The organism is Guyparkeria hydrothermalis (genome assembly GCF_023555385.1).
Lineage (GTDB): Bacteria > Pseudomonadota > Gammaproteobacteria > Halothiobacillales > Halothiobacillaceae > Guyparkeria > Guyparkeria hydrothermalis_A.
In genome coordinates this window covers 2,236,040-2,255,321 of record NZ_JAJSED010000001.1, presented here as the reverse complement: position 1 = coordinate 2,255,321, position 19,282 = coordinate 2,236,040, and the positions used below count along the sequence as shown (strand labels likewise).

Genomic DNA, 19,282 nt, shown 5'->3' with positions numbered 1-19,282 from the left:
TAGGCGCGACCGTTCACACGTCACCCATCTGGGGGTGAGCGCGCTTGGGCGGATGCTCGAGCCGCTCGACGGCGTTGAGATAGGCCTTCGCCGAGGCGGTCACGATATCGGTATCCGCGCCCTGTCCGGTGACGATACGTCCGGCGCGTTCCAGACGGACATTGACCTCACCCTGGGCATCGGTGCCGCTGGTGATGTTGTTGACCGAGTAGAGCTGCAGGTTGGCGCCCGAGGCGACGATCTTCTCGATCGCGGCCAGCGCGGCATCGACCGGGCCCGCCCCGGTCGCCGTGGCGGTCATCTCCTCGCCGCGGATCGACGCGGTAACGGTGGCCTCCGGCGTCTCGCCGGTCTCGGAGCAGACGTGCAGGGAGACCAGGCGGAAGGCCTCCTCCTGCTCGTCGTAGACCTCGGAGACCAGCGCCTGGATGTCCTCGTCGAAGATCTCGCGCTTCTTGTCCGCGAGCTCCTTGAAGCGGCGGAAGGCGTCGTTGAGCGCCTCCTCGCTCTCGAGCTCGACGCCGAGGTCCTTGAGGCGGCTCTTGAACGCGTTGCGCCCGGAGAGCTTGCCGAGCGACAGGCGGTTGGTCGACCAGCCGACGTCCTCGGCGCGCATGATCTCGTAGGTCTCGCGGTGCTTGAGCACGCCGTCCTGGTGGATGCCCGACTCGTGAGCGAAGGCGTTGGCACCGACGATTGCCTTGTTCGGCTGCACCGGGTAACCGGTAATGGTCGAGACCAGCTTCGAGGTCGGCACGATCTGGGTGGTATCGATCCGGGTCGACACGCCGTAGACGTCCTGACGGGTGCGGGTCGCCATGACGACTTCCTCGAGCGCGGCGTTGCCGGCCCGCTCACCGAGACCGTTGATGGTGCACTCGACCTGGCGGAAGCCGGAACGGACCGCCGCCAGCGAGTTGGCCACCGCAAGACCGAGATCGTTGTGGCAGTGCGTCGACCAGACCACCTTGTCCGAGCCCTTCACCCGGTCGATCAGGGTCGCCATCTGTTCGGCCCACTGGTCCGGGGTGGCGTAGCCGACCGTGTCGGGTACGTTCAGTGTGGTCGCCCCAGCCTCGATCACCGCCTCGAACACCCGCACCAGGAAGTCCATGTCCGAGCGCACCGCGTCCTCGGCGGAGAACTCGACGTCGTCGGTGTACTCGCGCGCGATCTTGACCGCGTTCACCGCGTGACCGACCACCTCGTCCGGCGTCATGCGGAGCTTCTTCTCCATGTGGATCGGGCTGGTGGCGATGAAGGTGTGGATGCGGCGTTTCGGGGCCGGCGAGACCGCCTCGCCGGCACGGCGCACGTCCTTCTCGCCGGCGCGAGCGAGCGAACAGACGGTGGAATGCTGGACGTGCTCGGCGATGGTGCGGATAGCGTTGAAGTCGCCCTCGCTCGCCGCGGCAAAGCCGGCCTCGATCACGTCCACGCCCAGTCGCTCCAGCTGACGGGCGATGCGCAGCTTCTCGTCACGCGTCATGGACGCGCCCGGACTCTGCTCGCCGTCGCGAAGCGTCGTGTCGAAGATGATCAAGGAGTCACTGCTGCTCATGGCAAAAACCTCAGGTATCACCGCCGGGTCGTCCCGTCGGCATGTCATTTCTAGTCGGTGGTCGCGTGGATCGCCTCGCCAGGCCTCATGTCAGATGCCCCAACGGGGCAGTCGCAGCAGCAGCGACAGGCAGACGCAACGCAGCCCGACCACCGAAACGGTGGCCGGGAGGGGATAACGGGCTGCGTGAGAACGACTGCTCATGAGGCAAAGGTAACGACGGCCGGACCGCGATTCAAGAGCGCCGCGAGGCAAGCCGACGACGCAAGCCGCGACTCAGCGCCCATAGCGGAGCCGACAGCGCGTAGCCGCTTGCCAGCACCCAGACCGTCAGGGCGAAATCCCGCACCGCGAGCACGAACACCAGGATCGCGATCGGCAGGCTCAGGAACGACAGCCGCAGCCGTGGCGAGAGTCGCTTGCCGCTGAAGTACGGGAAGCTCGATACCATCAGCAGACCGGTGGTGATCGTGATCACCCACACCCAGCCCTGTTGCTCGTTGAACGCCAGTCCGTGCGATTCAAAGAACCACACCATGCCCATCAGCACCGCTGCCGCGGCCGGCGAGGCCAACCCGACGAAGTAGCCCTTGTCGACCGTCTCCACCTGGACATTGAAGCGTGCCAGACGGATGGCGGCCGCCGCAGCGAAGACGAACGCGCCGAGCATGCCCCAGCGGTCATCCATGCCCTGCAGGCTCCAGAGATAGACGATCAGTGCCGGCGCGATGCCGAACGAAACCACGTCGGAGAGCGAGTCGAACTGGACGCCGAACTCGGACTCGGTGCCGGTCATCCGCGCCACGCGGCCGTCCATCCCGTCGAGGATCATCGCGACGAACACGGCCAGTGCGGCCGGGACGAAGTCGCCCTGAACGGCCATCACTATCGCGAAAAAACCGGCGAACAGGGCGCCGGTCGTGAACAGGTTGGGCAGGAGATAGATCGCCTTGCGCCGCCGACGCGCCGCCTGAGCCTCGCTCGGTTGCTGCTCGGTCTGCGTTTCGTGATCCATGCTCTGCCCCTCCCGGGATTGCCTCGTGCGATGGGCCCCGCGATCAGTTGCGGGACTTGTCGACGATCTTGTTCGCGCTGATCCACGGCATCATGCCGCGCAGACGCTCGCCGACCTGCTCGATCGGGTGCTCGGCATCCTGACGACGGCGGGCCGTCATTGAAGGGTAGTTCAGTGCCCCCTCGTTGATAAAGCGCTTGGCGTACTCGCCGTTCTGGATGTTGGCCAGCGCCTCGCGCATCGCCTGACGGGACTCCTCGTTGATCACCTTCGGGCCGGTGACGTACTCGCCGTACTCGGCGTTGTTGGAGATCGAGTAGTTCATGTTGGCGATGCCGCCCTCGTACATGAGATCGACGATCAGCTTGAGCTCGTGCAGGCACTCGAAGTAGGCCATCTCGGCCGGGTAGCCCGCCTCGGTCAGGGTCTCGAAACCGGCACGGACCAACTCGACGGTACCGCCGCAGAGTACGGCCTGCTCACCGAACAGGTCGGTCTCGGTCTCGTCCTTGAAGGTGGTCTCGATGATGCCGGTACGACCACCGCCGACGCCGGAGGCGTAGGACAGCGCGATGTCCTTGGCCTTGCCCGACGCGTCCTGGTGGATCGCGATCAGATCCGGGATGCCGCCGCCACGGGCGAACTCGGAACGCACGGTGTGACCCGGGGCCTTCGGCGCGATCATGATCACGTCGAGGTCCTTGCGCGGAGTGACCTGGTTGTACAGGACGGAGAAGCCGTGGGCGAACGCCAGGGTCGCGCCCTCACGCAGGTTCGGCTCGATCTGGTTGGCGTAGATCTCGGCGTGGTTCTCGTCCGGCGCCAGCACCATGACCACGTCGGCCCAGGCGGAGGCTTCCTCGATGGTCTTGACCGTCAGGCCTTCACCCTCGGCCTTCTTCTGCGAGCCGGAACCGGCGCGCAGGCCGATCGCGACCTCGACACCCGACTCCTTGAGGTTCAGCGCGTGGGCGTGGCCCTGCGAACCGTAGCCGATGATGGCGACTTTCTTGCCCTGGATCAGGGAGAGGTCGCAGTCCTTGTCGTAGTAAACCTGCATGGTGATGTCACTCCAGTCTTGTTGATTCGGAAATTACGGAATTCGGGGTCGAAGCTCAGACCTCGGGAACCAGCATGCCGCGCGGGCCGCGGGAGATGCCCAGCGCGCCGGAACGCACGATCTCGACCACCGGGATCGAGCCGAGCGCCTCGATGAAGGCATCCAGCTTGTTACCCGGACCGACCAGCTGCACGGTGTAGCTGGACTCGGTCACGTCGATGATCTGGCCCCGGAAGATGTCGGCCAGGCGGTAGACCTCCTCGCGCACGGCCTCGAAGGCCTGCAGCTTGACCAGCATCAGCTCGCGCTCGATGTGCGCGGTGTCGGCCATGTCCTGCACCTTGACCACGTCGATCAGCTTGTTGAGCTGCTTGACGATCTGCTCGATCACCTGCTCGTCGCCGCTGGTCACCAGCGTCAGGCGCGAGAGGGATTCGTCATGGGTCGGTGCCACGCACAGCGACTCGATGTTGTAGCCGCGTGCCGAGAACAGCCCGGCCACCCGGGAGAGCGCGCCGGCCTCGTTTTCCATCAGGATCGAGATGATGTGTCGCATAGTCAGGCCGCCCTCACACCAGGATCATTTCGTTGAGGCCCGCGCCGGCGGGGACCATCGGGTAGACGTTCTCTTCCGGATCGGTCTGGAAGTCCATGAAGACCAGCCGGTCCTTCATGGCGAACGCCTCCTTGAGCGCGCCCTCGACGTCGGACGGCTTCTCGATGCGCATGCCGACGTGGCCGTAGGACTCGGCCAGCTTGACGAAGTCCGGCAAGGACTCCATGTAGCTCATCGCATAGCGGCCCGAATAGAAGAACTCCTGCCACTGGCGAACCATGCCGAGATAGCCGTTGTTGAGGCTGATGATCTTGACCGGCAGGTTGTACTGCAGCGCCGTGGACAGCTCCTGGCTGCACATCTGGATACTGCCCTCGCCGGTGATGCAGGCGACCTCCTCGTCGGGGTGCGCCCACTTGGCACCCAGCGCGGCCGGCAGGCCGAAGCCCATCGTGCCGAGGCCGCCGGAGTTGATCCAGCGATGCGGCTTGTTGAAGCCGTAGTACTGCGCCGCCCACATCTGGTGCTGGCCGACATCGGAGGTGACGAAGGCGTCGCCTTTCGTGACCTCCCACAGCTTCTGCACCACGTACTGCGGCTTGATGATCTCGTCGGACCACTTGTAGTCGAGGCACTTCATGCCGCGCCACTGCTCGATCTGGTCCCACCAGGCCTCGAGTTCCTTGGTCTTCTTGGCGCCGCCGGCCTGATTGACCAGCTCGATCATCTCGGTCAGGACCGACTTGACCGCACCGACGATCGGCACGTCGACGACCACGTTCTTCGAAATCGAGGACGGGTCGATGTCGACGTGGACGATCTTCGCGTGCGGGCAGAACTTGGACAGATCGCCGGTGACCCGGTCGTCGAAGCGCGCACCGATGGCGATCAGGACATCGCAATGGTGCATGCCCATGTTCGCCTCGTAGGTGCCGTGCATGCCGAGCATGCCCAGGTGCTGCTTGTCGCTCGACGGGTAGGCGCCCAGGCCCATCAGCGTCTGCGTGATCGGGTAGCCGAGCTTCTGCGTGAAGTGTGTCAGCTCGTCGCCGGCCCGGCCGAGGACCACGCCACCACCGGTGTAGATCATCGGCCGCTCGGCGTTGACGATCAGGTCGACCGCCTTGCGGATCTGCCCGGAATGCCCCTTCTCGCTCGGCTGGTAGGAACGCATCGCGACCTTTTCCGGGTACTCGAACGGGATCTTCACCTTCGGGTCGGTGACATCCTTGGGGATGTCGACCACGACCGGGCCCGGGCGACCGGTGGTCGCGACGTAGAACGCCTTCTTGATGGTCTCGGCCATCTCGCTGACGTCCTTGACCATGAAGTTGTGCTTCACGCAGGGACGCGTGATGCCGACGTTGTCGACTTCCTGGAAGGCGTCGTTGCCGATCAGCGCACTGTGGACCTGGCCGGTGAAGACCACCAGCGGGATCGAATCCATGTGCGCCGTGGCGATACCGGTCACCGCATTGGTCGCGCCCGGACCGGACGTGACCAGCACGACACCCGGCTTGCCCGTCGCCCGGGCAAACCCGTCGGCCATGTGGACCGCGCCCTGCTCGTGGCGCACCAGTACGTGCTGGACCTCTTCCTGCTGGAACAGGGCATCGTAGATGTGAAGGACCGCCCCACCGGGGTAGCCGAAGACCGTATCGACCCCTTCCGACTTGAGGCACTCGACCAGGATTTCACCGCCGGACAATTCCACGAGAGTACTCACCTCGAAACTTGCGCGTTTCACTGACTAATGGCTTGACGATCGGCTCGACGGCGGACGCGCCGCACAAACGATCGTCCGATTTCGGGGAAACCGTCCCCGCATCCGGGAACCGCTCCCGGATGGTCATCCACTTCTCATTGAGTTTGCTCGAAAGCACAGAGTGCAACGCGATCAACGCAGCCCATGACGACGGCAGCCCGCCCAGGCGGCGAGATCATCGCCGGCCGGACAGGCTGCCATCAACCGCGGTTGCGCCCGTTAGGGCCCGGCGGTCTCAATCGTAGACTGGGCAATATAACGTGTTATTCGACAGATTTCACCACTTTGGACGCATTTCGTCCGACCACGGGGCGCGGCCGGACGGGCATGGTGGCGAATGCCGACAACAGTCAGAAGGTACCGAACCCGCCGCCTGAGCGTTCTTCCTTCTCGATCTTGCCGTCGACGACCGCAATCAGCAGGTCGTTGATGGCATCCGGAGCGGAACGCAGCTTAAAGAAGGAGGCATCGCCACCCATCATCGGCAGGTCGGGGAAGAACAACGCCATGCGGAAACGCAGGTTCAGCGTCTCGGCCACGTTGCCGTCCAGGAGAACCGGGTACGGCAGGAACGCGTAGCCGCGCGGCGCCTCGTTGTTGACAGCCTGCACCAGTGCCGCGCCGTGGGCATTGGGGTCATCGGTCTGCATCGCCACGCCGTAGACAATCTGGTTCTTGCCCGGAATTTCCACGCGGTAGACCAGTTCGGTGCCCAGCTCGCCGCTCTTCACGCGCTCGGTGATCTGGCGATCGGCTGCCGAAAAGCTGCTGAAGCTGCCCAGGTCGACCGAGTCGGCAAACGTTTCCAGACCGAAGGCGTACTGGTAGGTGCGCAGGTTCGCCTTCGAGATCGGCTCGGCGCCGAAATAGCCCTTGGCGCCCAGCGCACCTGCCAGCCCCTGGAAGGCCGCCTCGTGGCTGCCCTCGAGGCGATACCCGTGGGCGACGTACTGCGGGTTCTGGTAGCTGATACGGGTCTGAGCATCGGTCTGCTCGAAGGCGACGCTGACCACGGCGCCGTAGCCACCTCGCTTGCTCCGGGAGGCCGTCTTGCGCAGCGCCTCGCTGCTGACGACCAGCACATACACGCCCTCGGTCGGGGCATATTCCCCGACCACATCGAATCCCTCGTTACCGAGCTTCTCGCGCGCAGCCGCGACCGCCGCATCGACATCCCCGGCGAACGGGGCCGCCTCGACGAATGGCTGGTACTCGGCCCGAACCAGACCGGAAAACAGAAGACCCATCAAGAAACTGCCCGCAAGCAGCAGGCGGAACGAACCGGTTTTCCCCATGACTCATCACTCCCTTGCCAAGATATTTTGTCGTTTTATTGTCGTTCTTTTTATCGTCTTTCTTTGACAATTCCGACAATACGCCAGAATCGCAGGGAATACCTAGTTCCGTATATCAGTTCCGGCTCATCCAGCGGGCCGCCGCCCTCCCGCGCCAGCGATCCCGGCAAGCCCTCGTCCGTTGAAAACCCAGCCAGGGGACACCGACGATGTATCCGCGCCCCGGGTCGGGTCCCGATGTCTAGTCACCGCGCGCGAGCTCGACGCGCAACACGTCGTCCTGCCATTCGAGCGAGAGCAGCTCGTGCCCCGCCCGCTCGCAATAGGCACGGAAGTCACTTTCCGCACCCTGATCGGTGGCCAGCACCACGATCGATTGCCCTGGCGCCGCCGTGGCGATGGCCTTGCGCGCCTTGAGCAGCGGCATCGGGCAGGAGAGCCCGCGCGCATCGACCTCGATTGCATCATCCGCCATCCGCGAACCCTCTTTAACAATGGCTCTCACTGATCCGGCGCGGTCAGCGGAAGGCCTGAACCGGCCCAATACATAATGCCGCCCTCCAGGTTGTACAGTCGCTCGACGCCCTGGCCGGCCAGATACTGGCACGCCTGCGCCGAACGCGCCCCGCTGTGGCAATAGATGACAACGTCCTTGTCTCCGCGGAATCGGTCGACGTTCATCGGCACCAGATGGAGCGGAATCAGTGTGGCCCCCTCGATAATGCCGCGATCCGTCTCGGCCGGGCCTCGCACATCAAACAGGGCCACTTCGTCGAGGCGGTCCTTGAGTTCATCGGCCGTGATGTTGCCGTAAGCTGCCATAATCGTCTCCAACCGGTCGCATGGTGAATTCGGGAAAGTCTAGCGGGCGCCGCCCCCTGGCGTCTATCGAACGCCGGCGCCACCGACCGAGCATTTGCATCGCGAACCCAGCCGGCCCGCCTCGGTCAAACGCAACCGACAGCAATATCTACTCAAGCCGATGAATAAATCGATCCGCGCAACGCTCGCCTCCATACTGGCCTTCGCCGTCCTGGTCGGCCAGCCGGCAATGGCCGAATATCGCCTCCCGGAACTCGGCACGCCGGCCGACACGGTGCTCTCGCCCGAAGATGAACGCGAGATCGGCGCGAAAGTCTTCGAGCAGCTCCGGGAGCAGGGCGGCGTCATCGAAGATGCCCTGATCGACAGCTATCTCAATGATCTGGGTGTGCGGCTGATGTCGTCATCCTCGGGTACGCGATTCGCCCCTAACCTGGTGGTTGTCGACAACTCGACCATCAATGCCTTCACCGTACCGGGCGGGCACATCGCGGTGTTCTCCGGGCTGATCCTCACTGCCGAGAACGAAAGCGAGCTTTCCGGCGTGATCGCCCACGAAATCGCCCACGCCACTCAGCGCCACATCGCCGAGATGGTGGCCGCCCAGACGGGGAACAACCTGACGGCGATCGCGGGGTTCATTGCAGGCGCCCTGCTCGGCGCCGTCAATCCGCAACTGGGGGCGGCTGTCGCGACGGCCGGCATTGCCGGGGCCGCGCAAAATGCCATCAACTACACGCGCATGCACGAGCGCGAGGCCGACCGGCTAGCTCTGGACACCCTGAAACGGGCCGACATCGATCCGCGCGGCATGATCAGCTTCTTCGAGAAGCTCCAGCGCCGGGCCGGCGGCGCGCCCAGCCGGCAGTTCGAGTTCCTGCGCACCCACCCGATGACGGCCGAACGCATCAGCTCGATCAAGGACCGCATCGCCCGCCTGCCCGAGGGAGAGTTCGGCCAGACCGACAGCGAGGCATTCCGGCTGGCTCGCGCCCGGCTGGCCGGACTGCAGGGCGAGTCCGGCCTCGGCCTGGATGACACCGCCGAGACCTATCGCCGCGCAGTGGCCGCGCAACGCAACGGCCGACACGATCAAGCCGTCGATCTGCTCGAGCCATTGCACGCACAGCAACCCGGCAACCGCTGGTTCGCCCTGCCCCTTGCCCGAGCCCTCAACGACCAGGGCAACGCCCGCGAGGCGGACCGCATTCTCGATGAATTGATCGCCCTCTACCCCGGCGATGCCACGCTGATGCGGGTCGAGGTCGAATGGATGCTCGACCGGGGCGATACGGAGACGGCCTACCGGAAGGCTCGCGAAGCGGTCGAATCCCGTCCGGATGACCCGGAAGCCGCCTTGGCCCTGTCAAAGGCAGCCAGCGCAGCGGATCGTCCGCTGGAACATCACGAGCAACTCGGCCGCTACTTCCTGCTCAAGGACAACCTGGTCGCAGCCCACCAGGAGCTCGAGACGGCCTACACCTTCACGGCAGACAACCCGCGCGCCCAGGCCCGGATCGAGTCCACCCTCGAGGAGATCGAACGTCGCGCCGGCCAGACGGAAGACGAAGACTGACCCACGGACCGCGCGTTTCTGGCACCGACAAGAACATGAAACCGCCTCGCGACGCGCTGGCGGAACCAATGATCGCCCAGTCATCGCCTCACCACCGCGCACCCCCTCCAAATGGCGCCCTGTGGTAATTTTCCTGCCGGGAAAGCCGTCATGACGGGCCCCGTGCCGACATCGAATTTCAACAAATGCTAATAAATAAAATCATTGTGTCGGCATAAATTATTTTTTATTGTCTCGAGTGTTCAGGCCACTAAAGTGGTAGACGTCGAATCGATGAATGAGACAACTCACCAAGGCATCTCGGCGCTTACGAGCGACCGCAGAGGAGGATAACAATGAAGAAGTTCACATCCGTGATCACCACGGCAGGCGCCGCCGCACTGCTCGCGGCCGGCATGGGTTTCTCCGGTGCCGTCGCGGCACAGGAAGAAGGCATGTCCGACTCCGCCAAGAAAGGCAAGGAACTGGCCTTCAACCGCGGCAAGGGCAACTGCCTGGCGTGCCACCAGATTCAGGGCGGCAATCTCGCGGGGAACATCGGCCCGGCTCTGATCGCCATGAAGGCGCGTTATCCGGACCGTGAAGAGCTCAAGAACGTCATCGCTGATCCGCGCGACAAGTTTGGCGACCAGACCATCATGCCGCCGTTCGGGGCCCACAAACTCCTGAGCGACGATGAAATCGAGCACATCACCGATTTCATCCTCACGCTGTAAGACCGCTCCAGGAAGCAAACATAAAGACCCGAATTCAGTAGGAGACGCATAGAATGAAACGCTTGATCTCTAGCATGCTCGCAGCCAGCGTACTGGCCACCGGCGGCGCAATCGCGGCCGACGCAGCCAACCCGTCCGATCCGGAAGAGTTTCGCCAGCTGATGGTTGAGTTCTACGAGGACCGCTACCCGGACGTTCCGTTCGAGAACTACAACATGGGCGTTTACGCCATCGATGATGATGCCCGCTCCCAGTGGGAAGGCATGATGATCTTCCCGCAGACCGACGAGTTCGTCGCCAAGGGCGAAGAGCTCTGGAACGAGTACCGCCTGCCGAACGGCAAGCCGCTCTCCTCCTGCCTGGGCGAGGCCAAGGGCCTGCGCGCCAAGTACCCGTACTTCAACGAGAAGGACGGCGAGGTGCACAGCCTGGGTCTGGACATCATCAACTGCCAGAAGAACGCCGGCGAAGAGGCTGAAAAGGTCTGGGACCCGAAGAACAACTACAAGAAACTGGCTAACGTCCTTGCCTACCTCGCCAGCGAGTCGAACGGCATGACCAACCAGGTCAAGATCGACAGCGAAGGCGCCAAGGCTGCCTACAACCGCGGCAAGGAAGCATGGTTCCGTCGCACCGGTCGCCTGGACAACTCCTGTGCCGATTGCCACCAGTACCACGGCGGCAAGTATGCTCGCGCCGAGCACCTGCACATGAACCTGGGCAACACCACGCACTTCCCGGCATTCCGCTACAGCAAGGGCAGCATGTTCACCCTGCACAAGCGCATGTACGGCTGCGTCCGCGACACCGGCACCATCCCGCCGAAGCAGTACTCCGAGTACCTGCGTGACCTCGAGTTCTTCATGTCCTACAACGACAACGAGCTCGAGCTCAACGGCCCAAACATCCGCAAGTAAGCCTCGGCTCTTGCGAGATCGGAAAAGCAGGCTTCGGCCTGCTTTTTTTGTGCCCGCTCGCAAGCCCGGCGCGGCGGCCGGCCGCGGCATACGGCCCCGCATACATGTTGCCCATAAGTATTTTTTCTATCGTCGCAGGGGTCAGTATGGTTAAATGGCCCGGTTCAGTTTCCTGGCACTGCCCCCGACGTGCCCACCGGGCTTGGGCCGGGTCAGGGAACCGGTAAAGATCCCTCGGATCCCGCCCTCCGCTACCAGCCGGGCCGGGTACTGACCCAAACTGAAAACGTAAAGGGGAGTTTTCAATGAGTCTTTCTCGTCGCGAATTTCTGCAGATGCTCGCCGTGGCCTCGGCCGCCGGCATCAACCTCGAGAGCGCGCAAGCCGGCACCGGCACCCAGCGCGTCGCGAGCTCGGTCAAGGCAAACAACGCCTCGAGCAACATGTACGAGGTGCCGCGCTACGGCAACGTGTCGATCCTGCACATGACCGACATGCACGCCCAGCTCAAGCCGGTTTACTTCCGCGAGCCGAACATCAACCTGGGCGTAGGCTCCATGAAGGGCAACCCGCCGCACCTGGTGGGCGAGAAGTTCCTGGAGTACTTCGGCCTGGAGCCGAACACCCCGGCAGCCCACGCCTTCACCTGCCTCGACTTCGCTGAAGCAGCCAAGAAGTACGGCAAGGTTGGTGGTTTTGCCCACCTGCTCACCCTGATCAAGCACATGCGCGAGCAGCGTCCGGGTGCCTTCCTGCTGGACGGCGGTGACAACTGGCAGGGCAACGCTCTGGCACTGTGGACCGACGCCCAGAGCCAGATCGATGCGATGAAGATCGCCAAGCCGGACTTCTTCACCTCGCACTGGGAAGCGACCTACACCAAGGACCGCATGGTCGAGGGCATCAACGAGCTCGAGTCCGAGACGAACATGGCGTTCGTCGCCCAGAACATCCTGGACAGCGACTTCTACGAGCGCGTCTTCAAGCCGTACGTCATTCGCGAGCAGAACGGCGTTCAGGTTGCCGTCATCGGTCAGGCGTTCCCGTACACCCCGATCGCCAACCCGAGCTGGATGACCGAGGGCTGGACCTTCGGCATCCGTGACGACAAGATGCAGGAGACTGTCGACGCGGCCCGCGCCGAAGGCGCCGAGGTTGTCGTTGTCCTGTCGCACAACGGCATGGACGTTGACCTCAAGATGGCCAGCCGCGTTACCGGCATCGACGCCATCATGGGCGGTCACACCCACGACGCGGTTCCGACCCCGACCATCGTCAAGAACAGCGGCGGCCAGACCATCGTCTCCAACGCTGGCTCCAACGCCAAGTACCTGGGCGTGCTGGATCTCGACGTGCGCAAGGGCAAGGTTCAGGACTTCAAGTACCACCTGCTGCCGGTCTTCTCCGACTTCATCGAGCCGGACAAGGAGATGCAGGCGTTCATCGACAAGGCCTACAGCCAGGAAATCACTTTCCAGGACAAGACCTTCAACGCCGGCGAGCGCACCAGCGAAGTCCTCGCGACCAACGATGCCCTGCTCTATCGCCGTGGCAACTTCACCGGCACCTGGGACCAGCTGATCTGCGACGCGCTGATCGACGTCAACGACGCCCAGATCTCGTTCTCCCCGGGCGTTCGCTGGGGCACCTCGCTGATTCCGGGCGAGCCGATCACCTACGACGACCTGATGACCGAGGTGGGCCTGACCTACCCGAACGTCACCGTCAACGAGTTCACCGGCGAAGAGATCAAGTCCATCCTCGAGGATGTCTGCGACAACATCTTCAACACCGATCCCTACTACCAGCAGGGCGGCGACATGGTTCGCGTCGGTGGTCTGAAGTACGCCTGTGCGCCGAGCGCCGAAAAGGGCAAGCGCATCCTGGACATGGAACTGGGCGGCAAGCCGCTGGATCCGAAGAAGAGCTACAAGGTCGCTGGCTGGGCATCGGTTGCCAAGCCGGGCAACATCCCGGGCGACACTGGCGAGATGATCTGGGACCAGGTCGAGTCCTGGCTGCGTGACCAGAAGCACATCAAGCCGGTCCAGCCGAACGAGCCGGTCCTCAAGGACGCGGAAGGCAACCCGGGCATCACCAAGAAGTGCTGATGACCCGGTCGCTCTCAATCGAGGGCGCCTGAAACGCGAAAGCCCCGCCACTTGGCGGGGCTTTTTTTGTGTGGTTCGCCTTGCGGGTCAGCACCCCCGGAACACGCCGGCCGCGCGATCCTTCACCAGCTGCCCTAGGGGACGGACCAGGCCGCTCATGGCCAGATATACCCCGGGAGACGGCTCGGCCTGAACGAAGCCGAACGCCAGCCCGAGATTGAATGCCGGCTCGACCGGATCGATCTCGTGCGGCCTCATGGCGCCGGTGATGACGATACGCTCGTCGGGACAGGCGGCGCAGAGCGCCTCGCCGGTGAGGTGCATCGTATCCGTGCCGTGGATGATCACCACCGGCGCATGCGGTGCACGCCCGAGCGCCGCAGACACCGCGGCCACGATCTCCTCACGATCGCTCTCGGTCATCTCGAGGCTGTCCTTGCACACCGGCTGCAACCACTCGACGTCGAGATTCTCTTGCGCCGATTCAAGGATTGCACGGGCCGCCGGGCTGCCGCTCTCGACAACCAGCTTCCCGTCGGTCGGCCGATAGCGCTTGTTGAAAGTCCCCCCCGTATCAACCACGATCAGCCGAAAGCCGCTCCCGGTCACATTGCGCACAGCCATCACGGCTTTCCTCCTGTTTTGATATCGCTGGCCGGATGCGTTTGGCGGCCAAGTGAAGTAAAATGGCCGATTGATTCTAATCGACCCATCCACATTCGGTGCAGGCCGAGCAAGCCACGACTTCATGGACAACCAGCCGAAACGCTACATCGTCGAGTCAGTGACCAAGGCCGGCGCCCGATTCCGCCCCAGTGACTGGATCGATCGCATCTCGAGCTGGGATGCGACGTTTGCCCAGCATCGTCTGGTCTATTCGCAGCGGCTGCACCCCGTCCTGCTCGACGGCCAGAAGATGCTGGTGATCGAGCCCGAACTGAAGACCGCGAATCGCCAGATGTTCGACTCGGTGATGCAATTCATCGACCGCAACAACCTCACGGTGCACGTCCAGTATCCCGACGGCCACCTCGAGGAGTTCAACGGCGAGAACGCCCCCGTCTCCCCCGACGCCGCCAAGTCATGACGCACAACCCGCCGCGCATCGGCTTCATCAGCCTGGGCTGCCCCAAGGCCACAGAAAATAAACTCGGCTCTAGGGATAACTAATGTCTATGCAGCCACAAGTAGGGTTTATTTCTCTCGGATGCCCCAAGGCGTTGGTCGACTCCGAACGGATCCTCACCCAGCTGCGCGCCGAGGGCTATGCCCTCTCCGACAGCTACGAAGGCGCGGAGCTCGTGATCGTGAACACCTGCGGCTTTATCGACTCGGCGGTGCAGGAATCGCTCGACACCATCGGCGAGGCGCTGGACGAGAACGGGCGCGTCATCGTCACCGGTTGCCTGGGTGGCCGCGACGAGGGCGATCTGGTGCGCGAGACGCATCCCAGCGTGCTGGCCGTCACCGGCCCGCAGGCCTATCAGGAGGTGATGGAAGCCGTTCACCAGCACCTGCCGCCGCGATTCGACCCGTTCGTCGACGTCATGCCCGAGCCGGGCAGCCAGGCAACCGCCAAGGACGCGAGCGAGGACGGCATGCCGACGCTGGACGAGGCCGTTGGCGTCAAGCTGACTCCGCGCCACTACGCCTACCTCAAGATTTCCGAAGGCTGCAATCATCGCTGCAGCTTCTGCATCATTCCCAGCCTGCGCGGCGATCTTGCCAGCCGGCCGATCGGCGAGGTCATGACCGAGGCGGAAAACCTCGTCAATGCCGGCGTGCGCGAGCTGCTGGTGGTCTCGCAGGACACCAGCGCCTACGGCGTCGATACCCGCTACAAGCTCGATTTCTGGGGTGGGCGGCCGCTGAAGACCCGCTTCCGTGAACTGGCCGCCGCGCTGGGTTCGCTGGACGCCTGGATCCGACTGCACTACGTCTACCCCTACCCGCACGTCGACGACGCCGTTGAGTTGATGGCCGAGGGACTGGTGCTGCCCTACCTCGACATCCCGTTCCAGCACGCCAGCCACCGCATCCTCAAGCTGATGAAGCGCCCGGCCTCGAGCGAGAACGTTCTCAAGCGAATCGCCAAGTGGCGGGAAATCTGTCCGGAAATCACGATCCGCTCGACATTCATCGTCGGCTTCCCCGGCGAGACCGAGGACGACTTCCAGGAGCTGCTCGACTTCCTCGACGAAGCGCAGCTCGATCGCGTCGGGGCGTTTGCCTACTCGCCCGTGGAGGGCGCGACGGCCAACGACCTGCCCGAGCCGGTGCCGGAAGAGGTCAAGCAAGAGCGCCTGGCGCGTTTCATGGAAAAGCAGGCAGCCATCAGCGCGGCCAAGCTGGCAAGGAAGGTCGGCCAGCGCATGCCGGTGCTGGTGGACGCGGTGGACGAGTCCGGCGCCGTGGCGCGCAGCATGGCCGATGCCCCCGAGATCGATGGTGTGGTCTACCTGCCCGAGGTGACCGACGTGGCCCCGGGCGACTTCGTCGAGGTGGAAATCGTCGAAGCGGACGAGCACGACCTGTGGGGCGTCCCCGTCCCCTGATGGTCCGGGCCGAGGCACCGTTACGGGCCATCCGCTCCTTTCACCGCGACGCCGAGGGGCACTGGTTTGCGCGCCTCGAATGCGGCCACAATCAGCACACGCGTCACAATCCGCCCTGGATCAATCGCCCCTGGGTGGAACACAGCCTCGGCCGCATTTCGATGCTGGGAAGCCCGCTTGCCTGCCGCAAGTGCGCGGAGGGGGCCGAAGCCGATCCGATGCCGTATCTGTCGTTCCCGGAGGGACACCGATGATGACCGAAGAACGCCCCTTCAAGCCCCTGAACATCGCCGTACTGACCGTCTCGGACAGCCGCAGCCTCGCCGAAGACCGCTCCGGCGACCGGCTGGTGGAGCGCCTCGAAGGCGCTGGCCACTACCTGTTCGAGCGCGAACTCCTCCCCGACGACATCTATGCGATCCGCGCCACCGTCTCGCGCTGGATCGCGACGAGCGACTGCGACGTGGTGATCACCACCGGCGGCACGGGACTGACCGGCCGTGACGGCACGCCCGAGGCGGTCTCCGTGCTGTTCGACAAGACCATCGACGGCTTCGGCGAGATGTTTCGCTCCCTGTCCTTCCAGACCATCGGCAGCTCGACCCTGCAGTCGCGCGCCACCGCCGGGGTGGCCAACCGCACCTACCTGTTCGTCCTGCCCGGCTCGACCGGCGCCTGCACCGATGCCTGGGACATGCTGATCGAAAGCCAGCTCGACTACCGCAAGCGCCCCTGCAACCTGGTCGAGCTGATGCCGCGCCTCAACGAGCGCTAGGCACTCAGCCCGCTACCAACAAAGTCGCCCAGGTGGCCAGCAGGGCGTAGCCCCCTGCCAGCAGGTCGTCGACCATGATCCCTAGACCGCCGCCGACCCGCCGGTCGAGCCAGTTGATCGGCCAGGGCTTGATCACGTCGAACACCCGGAACCAGACGAAGATCAGCACCAGCTGCCACCACGTCTCGGGGAGCACGACGAATACCGGCAACACCCCGACAATTTCATCGAAGACAATGCCGCCGTGGTCATGCACGCCCAGGCGTCGGCTCGCCTCGTCGCAGAGATAGACCCCGACCAGCGACAGCACTGCGGTCGCCGCCAGTAGCAAGCCGACGGTGGCGGCCTGGCCCCACGGCGCAGCCACGTGCACCAGCAGCCACCCCAGCAGGATGCCGGGCAAGGTGCCAACCGTGCCCGGCGCTTTCGGCGACAGCCCCGTACCCAGACCGAAGGCCAACCACATCACCGGGCTGCGACCGAGGTCGGCGACCCGGACGCGTGGTGCGGACTTCCCTGCGTTCATGCTTGCGATCCCCGGAAATGGTTGTAGCCCCGTTGACCGGGCAGGGGCCGGCCGGCACGCTCCCGGATCTCGCCGTCCGACCATTCGTCCGTAAGCCGGCCGATGACGGTCAGCCCCCACGCCGGATCAAGCTCGATAGCCGGAGGCAGGGCCACCACCAGTTCGTAGTCATCACCCCCGGCGATCAACCGCTCGATGTCGGCCGGGCGCTCCTCGAGCCAGCGCCGCGCCGCCCCCGACAGCGGGATCGCATCCAGATCGATCTCAGCGGACAGCCCGCTGGCAGTCAGCATGTGCCCGAGGTCCTGCAGCAGCCCGTCGGAGATATCCAGCCCGGCAGTCGCGTGACCGCGCAGGGCCTGCCCCGCGGACAGCCGTGGCTCCGGTCGGTCCAGCCGGTCGCGGAGGTAGTCGGCGTCGGTCTCGGCAAGGGTCGAGGGCGACTCCGTCTGCCCCAGTGCCAACGCGAGCCCCAACGCTGCGTCACCGATCGTGCCGGTGACCGCGATGAGATCCCCGACACGCGCCCCACCCCGGCGGATAGCCGTTTCCGGCGGCACCATGCCGAAGGCGGTGATCGAGAGGGTGGTCCGCGGGGCGCCGATGGTATCCCCGCCGACGAGATCGCAACCCCAGCGGTCGGCTGCCTCGCGCAATCCAGAAGAAAACCGCATCAACCACGTCTCGTCGGTGGCCGGCAGGCCCAACGACAAGGTGAAGGCCAGTGGCGCGGCGCCCATCGCGGCCAGATCGGAGAGGTTCACCGCCAGCGCCTTGTGGGCGACGGCCTCGGGAGGGGTGGCTTCGGGAAAGTGGCGCCCGGCGATCAGCATGTCGGTGCCGATGGCCAGTTGCTGGCCGGCAGGCGGGTGAATCAGTGCGGCGTCGTCGCCGACGCCGAGTGCCACCTCCGAACGAACGGGGGGCCAGTCGAAGTGGCGACGGATCAGGTCGAACTCGTCGGGCCCCGCTGCCATGCCTCGTCGTCCGCTGCGGGATCAGGACCCGCGGCGCGGCTCGGCCGGCCGGACCCGGTCGGCGAGCCGGTCGAGCACGCCGTTGACGTAGCGATGGCCGTCGGTGGCACCGAAACGCTTGGCCAACTCGACTGCCTCGTTGATGACGATCGCACGCGGGGTTTCAATCATGTGCGTCAGCTCGAAGGCACCCAGTCGCAGGATGGCGTGCTCGATCGGGTCGAGCTCGCGCACCGGGCGATCCAGATGCGGCTCGATCGCCGCGTCCAGTTCCGCGGCGTGCTGCTCGACACCACGCAGGATGCGGCGGAACAGCTCGAGATCGATGCGCAGCATGAAGGCGTCCTCCATGAACTGCGCCTCGAGCTGGTCGACCGGGACCGGGTTCATCAGTTGCTGGTAGAGCCCCTGGGCGGCACGCTCGCGAGCCCAGCGACGCTGCTTGCGCGCCGGCGATTTCTTGCCGGCGGGCGCGACCTTGTCGGATCCGGCGTCGTCGGCACCATCGTGGCGTGAGGGCTCGTCCTGGGGAAACTGCTTGATCATGAGCGTTTAGGCAATCTGGTCGATCTGGTCGAGGAGGTTGACCATCTCGATGGCGGTGGCGGCGGCTTCCGCGCCCTTGTTGCCGGCCTTGCTGCCGGCGCGCTCCATCGCCTGGTCGACCGTGTCGGTGGTCAGCACGCCGAAGATGACCGGCATGTCGAAGTCGGTGGCCACGCCGGCAATGCCCTTGGCGGCTTCCCCGGCAACGTAATCGAAGTGCGGCGTCGCGCCACGGATGACTGCGCCGAGACAGATGATGGCGTCGAACTTCTCGCTCGCCGCGACCCGTTGGGCGACCAGCGGCAGTTCGAAGGAGCCCGGCGCCATCACTACCGTGATCTGCGCGGGATCCACGCCGTGACGACGCAGCGTGTCGATCGCGCCGTCACGCAGCCGGTCGACCACCTGGGCGTTCCAGCGTGTCGCCACGATCGCGTAACGTCCTGCCCGGGCCGTCAGCCCGCCCTCGATCACCTGAAGCTCGTTCATGCCTGTCTGTCCCGTCTGCG

At 64.6% G+C, this 19,282-nt stretch carries 21 protein-coding genes; 8 read left to right on the top strand and 13 right to left on the bottom strand.

Going from position 1 to position 19,282, the window contains the following annotated elements; genetic code table 11:
• Positions 1 to 13: 13 nt before the first annotated feature.
• The 8 genes from LV476_RS10505 to LV476_RS10470 form a co-directional block, all read right to left on the bottom strand.
• Entirely contained in the window at positions 14 to 1,561 is a 1,548-nt protein-coding gene (locus LV476_RS10505) for a 2-isopropylmalate synthase (protein WP_250075941.1), read from the bottom strand.
• A 235-nt stretch (positions 1,562 to 1,796) separates the two neighbouring features.
• Positions 1,797 to 2,576: a CDP-diacylglycerol--serine O-phosphatidyltransferase gene (gene pssA, locus LV476_RS10500; RefSeq protein WP_250075939.1), complete on the bottom strand. Its 780-nt coding sequence runs from the start codon at positions 2,574 to 2,576 to the stop codon at positions 1,797 to 1,799.
• A gap of 43 nt (positions 2,577 to 2,619) precedes the next feature.
• Positions 2,620 to 3,636: a ketol-acid reductoisomerase gene (ilvC, locus tag LV476_RS10495; protein ID WP_250075936.1), complete on the bottom strand. Its 1,017-nt coding sequence runs from the start codon at positions 3,634 to 3,636 to the stop codon at positions 2,620 to 2,622.
• Between the two features lie 55 nt (positions 3,637 to 3,691).
• Positions 3,692 to 4,192 (bottom strand): acetolactate synthase small subunit, encoded by a 501-nt coding sequence (ilvN, locus tag LV476_RS10490; RefSeq protein WP_250075934.1) that lies wholly within the window; start codon positions 4,190 to 4,192, stop codon positions 3,692 to 3,694.
• Between the two features lie 13 nt (positions 4,193 to 4,205).
• Positions 4,206 to 5,906, bottom strand: a complete 1,701-nt coding sequence (locus LV476_RS10485; protein WP_250075932.1) for an acetolactate synthase 3 large subunit — start codon at positions 5,904 to 5,906, stop codon at positions 4,206 to 4,208.
• A gap of 401 nt (positions 5,907 to 6,307) precedes the next feature.
• Positions 6,308 to 7,252 (bottom strand): hypothetical protein, encoded by a 945-nt coding sequence (locus LV476_RS10480; RefSeq protein ID WP_250075930.1) that lies wholly within the window; start codon positions 7,250 to 7,252, stop codon positions 6,308 to 6,310.
• 241 nt (positions 7,253 to 7,493) lie between these two features.
• The gene (locus LV476_RS10475) at positions 7,494 to 7,727 is read right to left on the bottom strand and encodes a sulfurtransferase TusA family protein (RefSeq protein WP_250075929.1); all 234 of its coding nucleotides are present in this window, start codon (positions 7,725 to 7,727) and stop codon (positions 7,494 to 7,496) included.
• A 26-nt stretch (positions 7,728 to 7,753) separates the two neighbouring features.
• Positions 7,754 to 8,074, bottom strand: a complete 321-nt coding sequence (locus LV476_RS10470) for a rhodanese-like domain-containing protein (protein WP_250075926.1) — start codon at positions 8,072 to 8,074, stop codon at positions 7,754 to 7,756.
• Between the two features lie 160 nt (positions 8,075 to 8,234).
• Between LV476_RS10470 and LV476_RS10465 the strand changes: the two genes are divergently transcribed.
• The 4 genes from LV476_RS10465 (at position 8,235) to soxB (ending at position 13,394) form a co-directional block, all read left to right on the top strand.
• Positions 8,235 to 9,650, top strand: a complete 1,416-nt coding sequence (locus LV476_RS10465; RefSeq protein WP_250075924.1) for a M48 family metalloprotease — start codon at positions 8,235 to 8,237, stop codon at positions 9,648 to 9,650.
• Between the two features lie 335 nt (positions 9,651 to 9,985).
• Positions 9,986 to 10,366: a sulfur oxidation c-type cytochrome SoxX gene (gene soxX, locus LV476_RS10460; RefSeq protein ID WP_250075922.1), complete on the top strand. Its 381-nt coding sequence runs from the start codon at positions 9,986 to 9,988 to the stop codon at positions 10,364 to 10,366.
• A 53-nt stretch (positions 10,367 to 10,419) separates the two neighbouring features.
• The gene (soxA, locus tag LV476_RS10455; protein WP_250075920.1) at positions 10,420 to 11,283 is read left to right on the top strand and encodes a sulfur oxidation c-type cytochrome SoxA; all 864 of its coding nucleotides are present in this window, start codon (positions 10,420 to 10,422) and stop codon (positions 11,281 to 11,283) included.
• 305 nt (positions 11,284 to 11,588) lie between these two features.
• Positions 11,589 to 13,394: a thiosulfohydrolase SoxB gene (soxB, locus tag LV476_RS10450; protein ID WP_250075917.1), complete on the top strand. Its 1,806-nt coding sequence runs from the start codon at positions 11,589 to 11,591 to the stop codon at positions 13,392 to 13,394.
• 87 nt (positions 13,395 to 13,481) lie between these two features.
• Here soxB and LV476_RS10445 read toward each other — a convergent pair whose 3' ends face one another.
• Positions 13,482 to 14,018 (bottom strand): asparaginase domain-containing protein, encoded by a 537-nt coding sequence (locus LV476_RS10445; protein ID WP_250075915.1) that lies wholly within the window; start codon positions 14,016 to 14,018, stop codon positions 13,482 to 13,484.
• Positions 14,019 to 14,142: 124 nt separating this feature from the next.
• Here LV476_RS10445 and LV476_RS10440 point away from each other — a divergent pair, with 124 nt between their 5' ends.
• The 4 genes from LV476_RS10440 (at position 14,143) to moaB (ending at position 16,724) form a co-directional block, all read left to right on the top strand.
• A complete protein-coding gene (locus LV476_RS10440; protein ID WP_250075913.1) occupies positions 14,143 to 14,481 on the top strand; it encodes a DUF3579 domain-containing protein in 339 nt (112 codons plus the stop codon).
• A gap of 88 nt (positions 14,482 to 14,569) precedes the next feature.
• Entirely contained in the window at positions 14,570 to 15,949 is a 1,380-nt protein-coding gene (rimO, locus tag LV476_RS10435) for a 30S ribosomal protein S12 methylthiotransferase RimO (RefSeq protein WP_434062825.1), read from the top strand.
• Positions 15,949 to 16,203, top strand: a complete 255-nt coding sequence (locus LV476_RS10430) for a DUF3565 domain-containing protein (RefSeq protein ID WP_250076337.1) — start codon at positions 15,949 to 15,951, stop codon at positions 16,201 to 16,203. The genes rimO and LV476_RS10430 overlap by 1 nt, the downstream gene beginning before the upstream one ends.
• Complete coding sequence (gene moaB, locus LV476_RS10425) at positions 16,200 to 16,724, top strand: molybdenum cofactor biosynthesis protein B (protein WP_250075909.1); 525 nt, start codon at positions 16,200 to 16,202, stop codon at positions 16,722 to 16,724. The genes LV476_RS10430 and moaB overlap by 4 nt, the downstream gene beginning before the upstream one ends.
• Before the next feature lie 4 nt (positions 16,725 to 16,728).
• Here the strand turns inward: moaB and LV476_RS10420 are convergent, their stop codons facing one another.
• From LV476_RS10420 to ribH, 4 genes are read right to left on the bottom strand one after another with little or no spacing between them, the layout of a single operon-like run.
• Positions 16,729 to 17,250 (bottom strand): phosphatidylglycerophosphatase A family protein, encoded by a 522-nt coding sequence (locus LV476_RS10420; RefSeq protein ID WP_250075907.1) that lies wholly within the window; start codon positions 17,248 to 17,250, stop codon positions 16,729 to 16,731.
• Positions 17,247 to 18,227 (bottom strand): thiamine-phosphate kinase, encoded by a 981-nt coding sequence (gene thiL / locus LV476_RS10415; RefSeq protein ID WP_250075905.1) that lies wholly within the window; start codon positions 18,225 to 18,227, stop codon positions 17,247 to 17,249. The genes LV476_RS10420 and thiL overlap by 4 nt, the downstream gene beginning before the upstream one ends.
• A gap of 21 nt (positions 18,228 to 18,248) precedes the next feature.
• A complete protein-coding gene (gene nusB / locus LV476_RS10410) occupies positions 18,249 to 18,773 on the bottom strand; it encodes a transcription antitermination factor NusB (protein ID WP_250075903.1) in 525 nt (174 codons plus the stop codon).
• 6 nt (positions 18,774 to 18,779) lie between these two features.
• Positions 18,780 to 19,262: a 6,7-dimethyl-8-ribityllumazine synthase gene (ribH, locus tag LV476_RS10405; protein WP_250075901.1), complete on the bottom strand. Its 483-nt coding sequence runs from the start codon at positions 19,260 to 19,262 to the stop codon at positions 18,780 to 18,782.
• Positions 19,263 to 19,282: the final 20 nt, after the last annotated feature.